Genomic DNA, 14,445 nt, shown 5'->3' on the forward strand with positions numbered 1-14,445 from the left:
TCATGGAAAGCAGACAAAAAAGAGATCTTAGCTCTAAGGGCTTGAGGCACTACTTGCCTTATGTCCTTATGGGCTCAGGACAATTTCAATATGGTCAACGCTTAAAAGTCTATTTTCTAGCTCTTGTTGAGCTTAGCTTTCTTAGCTATTTTGTGATCAGAGGCTTTAAGGATATGGTGGGATTTGTTACTTTGGGAGATCAAAAAGCTGATACTTGGCAAGGCATTAGTGGTGATAATTCCGTTATCATGCTTTTGATGGGTATTTTGAGTCTTATCTTTTTAGCCTACTTTGTTTACCTTTATGTGCTTTCTATTAAGGAATGGCGAGCTTTAGAAGAAGGGCCAAAGCTGGCAAAAGAACCACTTAGTTTAAAAGAGGAATTTCATCAGCTAGCAGACCAACATTTTCCACAAATGGTTTTGTTCTTCCCAATTTTAGGGATTCTCATTTTTAGTGTCCTTCCAATTGTCTTTATGATTTTGATTGCCTTCACTAATTACGGTGGGAAAATCGTACCGCCAGAGTTGGTAGATTGGGTTGGTTTGGCTAATTTCAAAAAAATTGTGAGTCTTTCCCAATTTGCGCCAATCTTTTTCAAAATCTTTCAATGGAATATGGTTTGGGCTGTTTTATCAACCGCTCTGAACTATTTTGCAGGACTAGTTTTAGCTCTCTTATTTAGCCATAAGAAACTTAAAGGAAGTGTCTTTTGGAGAGCTTTTCCGATATTAGCTTATGCTATTCCAGGATTTATTAGCCTTCTAGCCTTCAAGTTTATGTTTTCATATGGTGGGCCAATTAATTATTATATTCAGGCGATGGGGCACCATGCCGTTGGCTTTTTGGATGTGGATGCTAAATGGCTAGCGCGTGCTATTGGACTTTTTGTTAATGCTTGGATTAGTGTTCCTTCTATTATGCTTTTAGCTACGGGTCTCTTATCTAATAAAGATGAGAGCCTCTACGAAGCAGCTCAGATTGATGGCGCTAGCAAGTGGCAACAGTTTAGCAAGATTACCTTGCCTTATATGATTATAGCGACTACCCCTGTCTTGATTGGACAGTTTGTTGGAAACTTTAACAATTTTGGTATTTTCTATTTCCTTAGAGGTGGCCTCTACATGGATCATTATTTCTTAGCGAGTGATACAGATTTATTGATTAACTGGCTTTATAATTTATCTATTGCCAACAACTATTACAGTATTGGGGCTAGTATTAGCTTGATTATCTTTATTGTAATATCAATCATGTCCTTATTTGTTTATATCAGGTCAGCATCCTACAAGGAAGGGGGAAAAGTATAAAATGAAAAAGTTAAAAACTTTAGGTGATTTGTCAGCTCTGTATTTGGGTCTGATTCTTGTTAGATAATCTTCTTTTTCCCTTGCTTATGGTTGATTATGGCTTCCTTTTCCAAGTCAGGCACCATCTATTCCTTCCAAGGTTTCTTTCCAAAAGCTTACAGTTTCAACAGTTTTGTGACACTCTTTACGGATACCAAACTCTATAATTATCCCCAATGGTTTTTCAACACTTTGTTAATCTCCTCGGCCAGTTGTGTATTGAGAACGATTCTAGTGATTTAACAGCCTACACTATGTCACGTTTCCAATTCAAGTCAAAGAAGGCCTTGATGAAAGTGACTATGGTTCTAGGGATGTTCCCATCTTTTATGGGGATGATTGCTGTTTATATTGTCATGACTCAGTTTAATTTGATCAATCAATTATGGGGGCTAATCCTGATTTATAGTGCAGCGGCACCACTTGGCTACCTCACTCAAAAAGGCTTTTTTGATACCATTCCTTATAGTATTGATGAAGCCGCCCGTATTGATGGGGCTACTAGTTTTCAAATCTTTACCAAGATTCACCTACCTTTATCCAGACCAATCATTACCTATACAGCCTTAACCGCTTTTTCTTGGTCATGGAGTGATTTCATTTTACCTAAGTTACTTTTAGAAGAGAAAAATCTTTACACTGTAGCAGTTGGCTTAATGAATCTTGGTGAAACCGAATTTGCTCGTTTTGCTGCCGGCAGTGTCTTTATTGCCATACCCATTATTCTCCTCTATTTCTTACTGGTTAAACACATGGTAGAAGGCTTATCTGCAGGCGCAGTAAAATAAAACAAAAAATAACTCAGTTTTGAGTTATTTTTTGTTTTAACAATATTTTAAGATGGGAATGCTTTAAATAGCAGACTTTAATGATGTTTTAAAAAGGCATTATAGAGCTGAATACTAGGTCCTGAGAGACTAGTATCTTTGCTATAAATTAAGATATATTCTGCAAAAAGATTCAAGCGATCGATCCTAAAAATATTACAATTTTTGTTATCTAGGTAGCTTGAGACCAATCTCTCAGGGATGAAAGTTGCCCCCATCCCTGACAGGGATAGGTTAATAGCAGTTGGTGATGTGCTAGTTGTGATAACTTGGTTGAGTTTGATGTGTTGTTTTTGGTAATAGCGAGCAACAGTTTTGCCCATTCCGTATTCTAGTGGTGTTAAAATAAGCGGTTCATTTTCAAGCAATGACAAGGATTGTTTAAAAGGTGAGATTTGCCCGCAATTTGTGACATCAAAGAGCGCACTATCTTTAGGAACAAATAAGAAAAGCTCTTCTTTTTGGATAGTGGAATAGGACACTTTGCTATCATCGCAAACAGGTGACATTCCCACAGCTAAATCTAACTCTCCTTTAGCTACCATTTGTTCACTAACATTTTGATTGTTTTCAATCAGCTTAATATGAAAACCTTCATGTTCTTTTTTAAATTGAGGGATAACATTACCAAGCAATGATGAGGCAAGACCGGGATTAATGCCCAAGATAATTTCGCCTTTGTGGTTATTGCCAATCAAGAAGAGTTCACGAGTCATTTGCTTTTCAACTTCTTCGATTTTTTTGAGGTAATAAAGGTATCGCTTACCACCATAAGTGAGTTGAGTACGGTGGTAATTGCTTTCAAATAAAGTGATTCCAATATCTTCTTCTGTTTGTTTGATAAATTTACTCAAATAGGGCTGTGATAGAAAAAGTTCTTTGGCAGCACTGGTAATACTATTGTGTTTTTCAATGGTTTCTAAGTAAAGGATTTTTTGAAAAGTTTGCATGATTTAAGGTTATAACTTTCTGGTTATCTTTTTAGAACTGTTTTGTTATAGAATACGTGAAATCAGTCATCATTAACGATTTAATGAGTCTTTCTTTTACCACAATTATATCATATAAAAGTTAAAAACGACTATTATTCAAGCTCTTTGCAATAACCAAAAAGTTATGAGGGAGAGTCAAAAGAGTTATTTGTTAGAAGAGGTATGATAGGAGTAAACTAAATAAGTAATGAAGAAAAAGGAGTCCATCATGAAGCAATTCACAGATAAAGTGCTTGCTCGTTTAGAAGCCAAGCAAAGTCGTATGATTGAGATTAGGCGTTATCTTCATCAACGTCCAGAGCTATCTTTTCAGGAATCTAAAACTGCTAAGTATATTAGCGATTTTTATCAAGGAAAAGATTGCCAAGTTCAGACAAATGTTGGTGGTATTAGAGGAGTCGTCGTTGACGTTTTTGGAAGTAAGGAGAGTGCTAAAAAGCAACAGCATATTGCTATTCGTGCTGATTTTGATGCCCTACCGATTCAGGAAGAAACAGGCTTGCCTTTTGCCTCTGTGAATCCGGGCGTTATGCATGCCTGTGGTCATGATGCGCACACAGCCCATATGCTCATTTTAGCTGAGACGTTAATTGAGTTGAAATCAGAGTTTTCAGGTCACGTTCGCGTTTTACATCAGCCTGCCGAAGAGGTACCACCTGGAGGTGCTAAAGCAATGATTGAGGCTGGCTGTTTAGATGGAATAGATGCTGTTTTAGGAATCCATGTCATGTCTACTATGGAAGAAGATACTGTTCAGTATCATGCTGGTGCGGTTCAAACGGGTAGAGCGACTTTTAAAGTTAAGATTCAAGGAAAAGGTGGTCACGGCTCAATGCCACATCTAGCCAATGATGCCATTGTTGCTGCGGCATCTTTTGTGACATCAGCTCAAACCATTGTGAGTCGTCGAATTAGTCCATTTGAAACGGCTGTTGTGACTATTGGATCATTTGATGGTAAAGGATCTGCAAATGTGATTAAAGACAGTGTTACCTTAGAAGGTGATGTACGTGTCATGAGTGAAGAGAGTCGTCAGATTGTCGAGGAGGAATTTAAACAAATCCTTGAAGGGATTTGTCAAGCCTTTAAAGTCACTTATGAGTTAGATTATCTTAATGATTATCCTGTTTTAATGAATGATGCACATGTGACAGACACAGTGACTAAAGCACTGAGAGAACAAGCTATTCCAGAAATGGAAGTCCTTGAGTGTGATCCTCAAACACCATCTGAGGATTTTGCCTATTACGCGCAACAAATTCCTGCATGTTTCTTCTATGTTGGAGCTCATGAAGCCGGTAAAGCTTATTACCCTCATAATCATCCGAAATTTGAAATTAGTGAACAATCATTACTAATCTCAGCAAAAGCAAAAGCAATGGCAACGGCCTTGATGGCCTGTTTAGAAGAAGGAGAAGAGTAGATGAACACAACCTCAGCAGGTTTTAAAGGAAATAACAAGTTATTGGTAGGGATTGTATTGGCTGTGCTAGCCTTTTGGCTGTTTGCCCAATCCATTTTAAATATGGCGCCAGACGTTCAAAGGTCTTTAGGTATATCATAAGGATCTATGGACATCGGAATTTCGATTACAGCTCTCTTTTCAGGACTGTTCATTGTTGTAGCAGGTGGTCTGGCTGATAAATTAGGACGTGTCAAATTCACTTATATTGGACTTGCCTTTAATATCATTGGATCTCTTTTAATGATTATTACGCAAGGGGCTTTTCTCTTTATCTTAGGTCGTATCTTTCAAGGGCTAGCAGCAGCCTTTATCATGCCTTCAACGATGGCTTTGGTAAAAACCTACTATGACGGGGCTGACCGTCAAAGAGCTGTCTCATTTTGGTCGATTGGCTCATGGGGTGGTTCAGGTTTATGTTCCTTCTTTGGAGGAGCAGTTGCCTCAACACTTGGCTGGAGGTATGTATTTGTCTTTTCCATTATGGCTTCGGTTTTAAGTTTTGCACTTATTTTTGGTACTCCAGAAAGTAAAGTTGAGACCAAACAAAGAAAGTTTGACTTTATTGGTTTACTGATCTTTATTGTGACCATGCTATCTTTAAACATCGGTATTTCAACAGCTAAGGAAAATGGCTTTACCTCTCCGATGACTTTGCTTCTTTTCGCAATTGTACTAGTAGGTTTCACAATCTTTTATTTTGTAGAAACTAATAAGTCTGCTAGTTTTATTGATTTTCGTTTATTTGATAATAAATTCTTCTTGGGTGCAACGATTTCAAATTTCTTATTAAATGCTGTTGCGGGTGCCCTTATCGTTGTGAATACTTATATGCAACAAGGACGTGGTCTATCGGCATCAAAAGCTGGTATGATGTCACTTGGTTACTTAGCTTGTATTCTGATTACCATTCGAATTGGAGAAAAATTACTTCAGACATTTGGTGCGGCAAAACCAATGTTGTGGGGTGCTTTAGCCACACTCTTTGGAATTGTTTTAATGACATTTGTTAATGTCCAAGGTCCGTTGTATCTTGTTTTAGTTTTTGTTGGCTATGCTATTTTTGGTACAGGTCTAGGAATATATGCAACACCATCAACAGACACAGCTATTTCAAGTATTCCAAATGAAAAGGTTGGAGTAACTTCTGGTATTTATAAGATGGCAAGTTCATTAGGTGGAGCTATTGGAGTAGCGATGTCAATCGCAGTTTACCATGCCTTGGTGACACAAACGCAATTTGATAGAGCTGCATTTTATGGCTTATTAGTCAATGTTGTCTTTTGTACTTTATCTATTCTGTCAATCTTATTTGTCATTCCAAAACGTCAATAAGAGCGAGTTTTTAAAAGTGAGAATCCATTTACTTAAAATCCCGCGTTGTAAAATGAAGTGCAACAAAAAAGACATGTTCGTCTGATATACTAGAATTCCCCAATTCAGTATGGAAAGCAGATGAACATGTCCAACATTAATTCTACCAGAAAATCATCCTATTCTCATCTTTCAGCCACAGAACGGGGTGAAACTGCTGCTTATCTTAAAATGGGAAAGAAACCCGCTGAGATTGCTCGACTCTTGGGTCGTCACCGTTCTACAATCTGCCGAGAAATAAAACGTGGTTCAGTAGAACAGGTAAAGGATAAGAATGGAAAACAAACCTTCTTCAACGCCTATTTCGCTGATAGTGGGCAACGTGTCTATGAAACCAATCGTCAAAAGAGTTCTTATCTCAAGTTGAATGACTGCTCCGCTAGGTTCATTGAACAATTAGAATCTGCCTTGACGGCTAATATTCGTCTCCATAGTGTGGATAGTTTTGTTCAGACTTACAAAGTGAACCATCCTGAAGAAGTCGTCCCCTCTACCAAAACGATTTATCGTTATATCAAAGAGGGGGTATTAGCTATTAAACCAATCGATTTGCCTAAGATGGTTAGTATCAGAAAACGTTCTAAGAAAGTCATGAAGACGAATAAGAAGACTTTAGGTAAATCTATCGAAGAACGTCCAGAATATATTAATGATCGTTCTGAATTTGGGCATTGGGAGATTGATTTGGTTCTCGGCAAGAAAACCAAAGGTGAAGCTGTTATGTTGACTTTGGTAGAGCGCCAGACACGCTATGCACTAGGAGTTAAGCTAGAAGACAAGCAGTCCCAAACCATTAACCGTGCTGTCACGCATCTCATCAGTCAGTATCCTATAGCATCCATCACAGCGGATAATGGTTCTGAGTTTAGTTTACTCTCAAACTTAGAAGCTGTTGAAGTTTATTTTGCACATCCCTATTCTTCACATGAGAGAGGAAAAAACGAGAACTTCAATGGCCTCCTCAGAGAATATGTCCCTAAAGGAGTCTCACTTAATCCACTAACCTCTGAAGAACTTGACAATTATATTACTGCCATCAATGAGCGCCCAAGACGACTTCTTCAATATCAATCCTCAAAATTCCTGTTTGAGCTATCCCGAACAGCTTAACATCTGGAACTCTAGTTATCTATGAACTGGTTGCACTTGACTTGACAACTTGCGATTTACTTAAAATGGATTTTTTTAGATAAAACCTATTGATTTTTTTGAGGAATAAGGTATAATAGTAAGGTATGCAAATTGCATACCTGTGGGAGGTAAAAATCTTAATTACCGCCAAAACCACAACAGGAGGATTTTAAAAATGGCTAAAAAAGTCGAAAAACTTGTAAAACTTCAAATCCCTGCTGGTAAAGCGACTCCAGCTCCACCAGTTGGACCAGCTCTTGGTCAAGCAGGTATCAACATCATGGGATTCACTAAAGAATTTAACGCTCGTACAGCTGACCAAGCTGGTATGATCATCCCAGTTGTTATCTCAGTTTACGAAGACAAATCATTTGATTTCATCACTAAAACACCACCAGCTGCTGTTCTTTTGAAAAAAGCTGCAGGTGTTGAAAAAGGATCAGGTACACCTAACAAAACTAAAGTGGCAACAGTTACTCGTGCACAAGTACAAGAAATTGCTGAAACTAAAATGCCAGATTTAAACGCTGCAAACCTTGAGTCTGCTATGCGTGTGATCGAAGGTACTGCTCGTTCTATGGGATTCACTATCGCTGACTAATCAGTAACAATCCCTATTACCCGCACGACTTCATCATAAGATGAGTGACGTGGGAGATTTTAAATCAAATCGATATGACCACATTACAAGGAGAATTTTAAAATGGCTAAAAAAAGCAAACAAATGCGTGCAGCACTTGAAAAAGTTGACAGCACAAAAGCGTACAGTGTAGAAGAAGCTGTAGCACTCGCAAAAGAAACTAACTTCGCAAAATTTGACGCATCGGTTGAAGTTGCTTACAACTTGAACATCGATGTTCGTAAAGCTGACCAACAAATCCGTGGCGCAATGGTATTGCCAAACGGAACTGGTAAAACACAACGTGTTCTTGTTTTCGCACGTGGTGCTAAAGCTGAAGAAGCAAAAGCTGCTGGTGCAGACTTCGTTGGTGAAGATGACCTAGTTGCTAAAATCAATGGTGGATGGCTTGACTTTGATGTTGTTATTGCAACACCAGACATGATGGCTATCGTTGGTCGTCTTGGACGTGTCCTTGGACCTCGTAACTTGATGCCAAACCCTAAAACTGGTACAGTAACTATGGATGTTGCTAAAGCAGTTGAAGAGTCTAAAGGTGGTAAAATCACTTACCGTGCTGACAAAGCTGGTAACGTACAAGCTATCATTGGTAAAGTATCATTTGACGCTGATAAATTGGTTGAAAACTTCAAAGCTTTCCATGATGTAATGGCTAAAGCAAAACCATCTACAGCTAAGGGAACTTACATGACTAACGTATCAATCACAACAACACAAGGTGTTGGTATCAAGGTTGATCCTAACTCACTTTAAGCAAAAATTCAAAACTAGGGAGTGATTCCTAGTTTTATTTTATCAATAAAGTTAACTGATTAATTAATATTAACTTAACCTAATTATAAAATTAAGTCTATTGACTTTTGACTTATGCTGGTTTATGATGGTCTGTAGACGATGGGTCTTTTTGGAGAGAGAACTAGGGATAAACTGATTTGTATAAGGCGATTGGTTTATCTTTAAAGATTAATTTAGAACGATTTAGGTAGCGCCTAAATCAAAAGGAGATGATTGCAGCTGGCTTTATTAGTAACTTATAGTCAAAATAGGAAGGTATCTCTCATTAATCCCTTGACCATTATTTTGATTAATGCGGTTTTACCTCTTCTTAACACCTTATTTCCCTCAAACAAGAGCTTATTATTGTCATTTTTGTTAACAACTGTCATTTTTATGATTGGTGGTCAACTGATTCGGCTTTTTAAAGGACTTGTTTTTCTGATGATTTTTCTAGCCTTCTATCTTCTGTTCTTATGGTTAGAAAATGGAATTTTAGTCACCTGGTTTCGGATGACACTTCTGTTTTTGCCATGTTTTTTCTTAGCTTGGTTTCTTTATAGTAGTTCAGAAGTGCTAGCAGCTCTTCAGCGTTTACACTTGCCAAAATATTTTATTGTCAGCCTCATGATTTGCTTACGTTATATCATGACTTTTCAAAAAGAATATAGACTGATTAGAGATGCCTTACGTGTTAGAGGCATAGTTCTTTCTGTTAGACACCCCTTGAAGGCTTTTGATTACTTATTGGTTCCTCAGCTCTTTCGTTGTTTGACCTTAAGTCATGAACTTAGCATTGCTAGTTTAACAAAGGGTGTGACTGCGCCTCATCAGAGAAGTAGTTTTTACTATCAGGCTTTTACTTATGTAGATGTTTTGATACTCTTTCTACTTATTTTAGGCTATGGTTTTGTGATAGGAGGTGTGATATGAGTGAGGTGCTTGTTCAATGTAAGGACCTATCATTTACTTATGACGGTCAAAAGAATAAAACCCTAAAAGACTTGAACTTAGAGCTTGAAGAAGGTCAATTGATTTTTTTGACAGGTGCAAGTGGTTCGGGAAAATCAACTTTTTTAAATCTTCTTACTGGGGTAATTCCTGAAATTATAGAAGGGAACTTGACTGGTCAGTTAAGTATTTTGGGACAAGAACATCTTCCTATTCATGAAAGAAGTCGCCATTTTTCAACTGTTTTTCAAAATCCTAGAAGTCAGTTTTTTACTAATCATGTGATTTCAGAATTGGTCTTTGAAATGGAAAATATGGCTTTTAGCCAAGAAGAAATGCAAGAACGCTTAGACTGGCTTGATCAGAGTTTTCCTATTGCCACATTATCTGGAAGAACTATTGACTGTTTATCATCTGGGGAAAGACAACTACTTGCCTTAATGACGGCGCTCATCATGCAACCTAGACTTCTGATTTTTGATGAACCTTCAGCAAATTTAGATTATGGAAATGCCATGCGCTTACGACGACAGTTGCAAGCTTTGAAAGGAGAAGGTAAGACCATCTTAGTGGCTGATCATCGCTGTTTTTATTTAAAGGATTTGATTGACCAAGTTATTCTTTTAGATGACAACAGGGCTCAGGTATTTGATTCCCAAAGATCGTTTGACAAACATCATACTGGGTACGGCCTCTTGAACCTCTTTGATTTAGGCGATGACCACCGCCCTATTTGTCGGTCGAAAGATAAACTTTTTGAGATTCAAAGACTATCTTATCAGTCTGTGTTGGAAGATATCTCCCTTTCCTTTTATAAAGGAGAAGTCACAACTATTGTTGGAGTTAATGGGGTGGGCAAGACCTGTTTGGCTAAGTTAATTGCTAAGTTAGTAACAGCAGACAAGGGAGAACTTAACCTTGATGAGCAAGCCTTGTATTTGATGCAAGATGCTGATTTTCAACTTTTTGGCTCCTCTTGTTTCAAAGAGTTAGAGATGACTTGTTCGGATAGAGACAAGATTGTGAGTGTTCTTAAGTCTCTAAGGATAGAACATTTGGCTCATAAGCATCCCCATTCTCTAAGTGGTGGTGAAAAGCAGCGCTTGCAAATGGCTATTGCTATGCTTAGTCCTAGCCAAGTGATTATTATGGATGAACCAACTAGCGGTTTGGATCATCAATCCATGCTTGCAGTGGCTGAGCTGATTACTCGCTTAAGAAAAGATAAGTGTTTGATTCTTATTTCTCATGATTATGAGTTTATACGAAAGACAAGTGATCGCATTATTTATCTCAAAGATAAAGGTGTCGCAGACGATTTTTATTTAGAAAAAAATGCTATTAGTAAATTGAATAAGATTTATCACGAAATGGAGGCTTTTTATGAAACGAAACTTGAAAATTAATGATTTTCTCTTGATTGCACTCTTAACAGCTGTTTATATGATGATTTATTTCATAACGATGACCCTTAGTGCTCCTTTAGGGGCTTTTGGTCGGGCTATTAGTCCAGGGATTTGTGCCTTATTTTCTGGAATAGTTCTTTATTTTATGGCGCGAAAAGTTGGTAAAATGTGGCAATTTACTTTGATGACTCTCTTGGTTTTAACTATCTTTACCTTGATGGGTGGTGGCTATTTACCTTGGTTGATTAGTTCTGTGAGCATGTCTATTTTAGCGGATTTACTTGCCTCAAGCTCTAAGAAAATCTCTGTTTTAAAATTAGCTATAGCATCTGGACTCATGCATGTGGGTCAAGCATGGGGAGCCATTATTCCAGCAATGTTTTTTGTGGATCACTATAAGGAAGAATGGGTGAGACGTGGACAAAGAGCAGTGGATATGGACAATTATATTCGCTATACCTCAGGCCTTTGGGGTGTTTATTCCAGTATTATAGTCTTTGCTTTAGCGTTTGCAGGTATTTATATAGGACATGTCATTTTGAAGAAGCATTTTAAGGAGATCAATGATGACACTCTTTAAGCGACTCTTTTCTTACGCTCAAGAAAAAAAGACCTATTTGATTTTAGCCATGTTGCTTTCAGCAATGGCTACCATATTATCTTTTCTTCCTTATTATTATTTTTGGCAACTCTTAAAAGAGGTGACAGGAGATGTCAATAGTGTGATAATCAAGAAATTGTCTATGGGGATATTTCTAAGTACTCTATTGTATGCTGTCACTTATTTTTTCACTTTGATTGCCAGTCATATCTTTGCCTTTCGAGTGGAGTCTAATATGCGCAAAAAAGGACTCAGGCATCTCTTGAAAGCTTCCTTTTCCTTTTTTGATCAGCACTCATCAGGAAGAACACGAAAGATTATAGATGACAATGCCTCAAATACCCACACGATAATAGCTCATATCTTGCCTGATTCTGTGAATGCAATCTTCTTTCCCATTTGCTTGATTGGTCTTTCCTTTTGGACTAATTTTTCGATTGGAATTTTGGTCTTACTCGCCATTCTTTTTGCTCTTTTATGCTTTAAATGGATGTATAGCGATAAACATATGATGAAAGACTATATGGAGGCTCTAGAGGATATTAATTCTGAAACAGTTGAGTATGTTTGTGCTATCCAGGTGGTTAAAATTTTTAATATGGCGTTGGAGTCTTTTGAAAATTTGCATCGCTCGATTTTACGGTTTTCTAAGGTAGTCATTAAACAAAGTCAAGATTGCAAAAAGCCTTTCGTGAGTTTCCAGACGGCTATGATGAGTTTTAGTGCCTTGATTATTGTTATTGCTTATCAAGCTCTAACTAAGGGAGAAAACGTAGAAAAATGGCTAGCCTTAACGGTCTTTTTCTTAAGTTTTTCCTTATTATTATATCTAGCTTTTCAAAAAATCATGTTTTTTAATCAAAAGCTAGAACAAGCAAGAGATGCTGTGGAAAAGCTTGATGCTATTTTTGATCAAATGGCTACTAAAACGTTAAAGACAGGTAGCCTTGAGCAAATGCCAAATCACACAATTGATTTTTCACAGGTTTCTTTTGAATATGAGAAAGGAAGACCTGTTTTAAAAGATTTTGACCTTCATTTAGAAGAGAAAAAAACCTATGCCTTAGTAGGAGCTTCTGGTTCTGGTAAATCCACCATTGCCAAGTTGATTTCCGGATTTTACCCACTGACTTCTGGAGAATTAGCGATTGGGGGTCATGCTCTAACAGATTATAGTCAGGAATGCTTGGAGAGCTCTATTGCTTTTGTCTTCCAAAATGCCAAGCTATTTAAAACCAGTATTTATGAGAATGTTTTAATCGGAAAACCTAATAGTAGTTACCAAGAAGTCATGAGGGCATTGCAGTTAGCCAGATGTCAGTCCATATTGGATAAATTTGAAGCTAAAGAAGAGACCATCATCGGTAGTCGAGGGGTGCATTTATCAGGAGGAGAGGTACAGCGAATTGCGATAGCTAGAGCTATCTTGAAAAATGCTCCGATTTTGATTTTGGATGAAGCGAGTGCTGCCAGTGATCCTGAAAATGAATATGATATTCAAAAGGCTTTTCAAGTATTAATGCAAGGCAAAACAGTCATTATGATTGCTCATCACTTAAGTAGCATTCGACAAGTAGATGAGGTCTTGCTTGTTGCTAATGGGAAGGTTATGGAAAGAGGGAGTCATAACGATTTGATGGCTTATGATAGTCGCTACAGAAAGCTTCAAGAGCAGTACGCTTTAGCTAACGAGTGGAGGATTTCAGAATGATACGATTCTTACAAACTTATTTTTCATTATCTGAAACAGGTGCTAAAAATGTCTTGAAGGCGGCAGGAATGTCTTTTTTGAAATACCTTTCTTTTATGACACCGATCCTATTGGTCTTTCAGTTTTTGAATGATGTGATCTTAAATCAGCTCAAACCTCTTTATAGTTATCTGCTTATTTGGTTGCTTTTGGTAGTGGTGATTTTTGTCATTACTCAAAAAGAGTACAGTCTTACTTACGACACGACCTATCAAGAAAGCGCTGCGATGCGTATTCGAATTGCGAACAAACTAAAGGAATTACCTTTGTCCTACTTTTCCAAACATTCTGTTTCTGATATTTCACAAACGGTCATGCTAGATGTCAGCAATATAGAATCGACCATTTCACACGCTTTACCTCAAGCTATCGGATTTCTTTTCTTTTTGGGCTTGATTTCAGTCATGCTGATGTCAGCTAAACCTCTTTTAGGATTGGTAGTCGTTATGCCTATTTGGCTAACCATTATAATGATGTTTTTGTCACGAAATGCTCAGACCTATTTTGTCTCGCGTTATTATCAAAAACTCTTAGACAATGCTTCATCATTCCAAGAAGCCTTTGAAATGCAAGAAGAAATCAAAAGCTATTCCATGCAAAGGCAGGTTGAAGAGAGGGTTCTAAAGGATTTATCGGATACTGAAACCTTGCATATTAAGGCTGAATTCTTTATGGTCAGCTTTAGTGCTATTATTGCGATTCTCCCATTTTTATCGCCAGTACTAGGGGCTACTGTAGGAGCAAATCTCTTTCATGCTAAAAGTTTGGACTTATTGACTTATCTTGGTTTTTTGATGGCAGCTACTAATATTAGCGCTCAGTTTACTCAGTTGAATGAGATGTTGATGATGATTTTCTTCTTTAAAGATAGCTATAAACGTTTACGAGATTTGTATGCTCAGTCTCTGCAAGAAGGTCAAGATAATCCAAATATCACAGATTATGAAATTTCTTTTGAAGCGGTTACCTTTGCCTATGATCAAAGACCTGTCTTAAATCAGCTTAGCTTTCAAGCTAAATCAGGAGAAATTACCGCTATTGTTGGACCATCAGGTTGTGGAAAAACCACAATTCTGCGTCTATTGTCACGTTTATATGATTATCAAAAGGGACACATTCGACTTGGAGGGCGTGATATCAAGGGGATGAGTACAGATAGCCTTTGTCTTTCAAGATATTGATTTGTTT

General features: G+C 37.5%; 12 protein-coding genes and 1 pseudogene. 12 read left to right on the forward strand and 1 reads right to left on the reverse strand.

Annotation, left to right across the window (positions count from 1 at the left end):
• Nucleotides 1–2 precede the first annotated feature (2 nt).
• Both STRIC_RS03880 and STRIC_RS12605 read left to right on the forward strand, forming a co-directional pair.
• A complete protein-coding gene (locus tag STRIC_RS03880; protein ID WP_008088389.1) occupies nucleotides 3–1,310 on the forward strand; it encodes a carbohydrate ABC transporter permease in 1,308 nt (435 codons plus the stop codon).
• A 293-nt stretch (nucleotides 1,311–1,603) separates the two neighbouring features.
• On the forward strand, nucleotides 1,604–2,137 hold the full coding sequence (locus STRIC_RS12605; RefSeq protein ID WP_234944191.1) for an ABC transporter permease subunit: 534 nt from the start codon (nucleotides 1,604–1,606) through the stop codon (nucleotides 2,135–2,137).
• A gap of 77 nt (nucleotides 2,138–2,214) precedes the next feature.
• Here STRIC_RS12605 and STRIC_RS03890 read toward each other — a convergent pair whose 3' ends face one another.
• Complete coding sequence (locus tag STRIC_RS03890) at nucleotides 2,215–3,126, reverse strand: LysR family transcriptional regulator (RefSeq protein WP_008088207.1); 912 nt, start codon at nucleotides 3,124–3,126, stop codon at nucleotides 2,215–2,217.
• A gap of 250 nt (nucleotides 3,127–3,376) precedes the next feature.
• Here STRIC_RS03890 and STRIC_RS03895 point away from each other — a divergent pair, with 250 nt between their 5' ends.
• The 10 genes and pseudogenes from STRIC_RS03895 (at nucleotide 3,377) to STRIC_RS03940 (ending at nucleotide 14,438) form a co-directional block, all read left to right on the forward strand.
• Nucleotides 3,377–4,591, forward strand: coding sequence for a M20 family metallopeptidase (locus STRIC_RS03895; RefSeq protein ID WP_008088089.1), 1,215 nt, complete (start codon nucleotides 3,377–3,379; stop codon nucleotides 4,589–4,591).
• Nucleotides 4,592–5,965: pseudogene (locus STRIC_RS03900) on the forward strand (MFS transporter).
• Between the two features lie 126 nt (nucleotides 5,966–6,091).
• Nucleotides 6,092–7,114 carry an IS30 family transposase gene (locus tag STRIC_RS03905; RefSeq protein WP_200857371.1) on the forward strand — a complete coding sequence of 341 codons (1,023 nt, stop codon included), beginning with the start codon at nucleotides 6,092–6,094 and terminating at the stop codon, nucleotides 7,112–7,114.
• 196 nt (nucleotides 7,115–7,310) lie between these two features.
• The gene (gene rplK, locus STRIC_RS03910; RefSeq protein ID WP_008088086.1) at nucleotides 7,311–7,736 is read left to right on the forward strand and encodes a 50S ribosomal protein L11; all 426 of its coding nucleotides are present in this window, start codon (nucleotides 7,311–7,313) and stop codon (nucleotides 7,734–7,736) included.
• Between the two features lie 102 nt (nucleotides 7,737–7,838).
• The gene (gene rplA, locus STRIC_RS03915) at nucleotides 7,839–8,528 is read left to right on the forward strand and encodes a 50S ribosomal protein L1 (RefSeq protein ID WP_008088159.1); all 690 of its coding nucleotides are present in this window, start codon (nucleotides 7,839–7,841) and stop codon (nucleotides 8,526–8,528) included.
• Nucleotides 8,529–8,783: 255 nt separating this feature from the next.
• Nucleotides 8,784–9,482 carry an energy-coupling factor transporter transmembrane component T gene (locus STRIC_RS03920; RefSeq protein WP_008088310.1) on the forward strand — a complete coding sequence of 233 codons (699 nt, stop codon included), beginning with the start codon at nucleotides 8,784–8,786 and terminating at the stop codon, nucleotides 9,480–9,482.
• The gene (locus STRIC_RS03925) at nucleotides 9,479–10,906 is read left to right on the forward strand and encodes an ABC transporter ATP-binding protein (RefSeq protein ID WP_008088210.1); all 1,428 of its coding nucleotides are present in this window, start codon (nucleotides 9,479–9,481) and stop codon (nucleotides 10,904–10,906) included. Before STRIC_RS03920 ends, STRIC_RS03925 begins: the two co-directional genes overlap by 4 nt.
• Nucleotides 10,884–11,486, forward strand: coding sequence for an MptD family putative ECF transporter S component (locus tag STRIC_RS03930; RefSeq protein WP_008088419.1), 603 nt, complete (start codon nucleotides 10,884–10,886; stop codon nucleotides 11,484–11,486). The genes STRIC_RS03925 and STRIC_RS03930 overlap by 23 nt, the downstream gene beginning before the upstream one ends.
• A complete protein-coding gene (locus STRIC_RS03935) occupies nucleotides 11,473–13,218 on the forward strand; it encodes an ABC transporter ATP-binding protein (protein WP_008088042.1) in 1,746 nt (581 codons plus the stop codon). The genes STRIC_RS03930 and STRIC_RS03935 overlap by 14 nt, the downstream gene beginning before the upstream one ends.
• Nucleotides 13,215–14,438 (forward strand): ABC transporter transmembrane domain-containing protein, encoded by a 1,224-nt coding sequence (locus STRIC_RS03940; protein WP_008088169.1) that lies wholly within the window; start codon nucleotides 13,215–13,217, stop codon nucleotides 14,436–14,438. Before STRIC_RS03935 ends, STRIC_RS03940 begins: the two co-directional genes overlap by 4 nt.
• Nucleotides 14,439–14,445: the final 7 nt, after the last annotated feature.

Origin of the sequence: Streptococcus ictaluri 707-05, assembly GCF_000188015.2 — a bacterium.
GTDB lineage: Bacteria > Bacillota > Bacilli > Lactobacillales > Streptococcaceae > Streptococcus > Streptococcus ictaluri.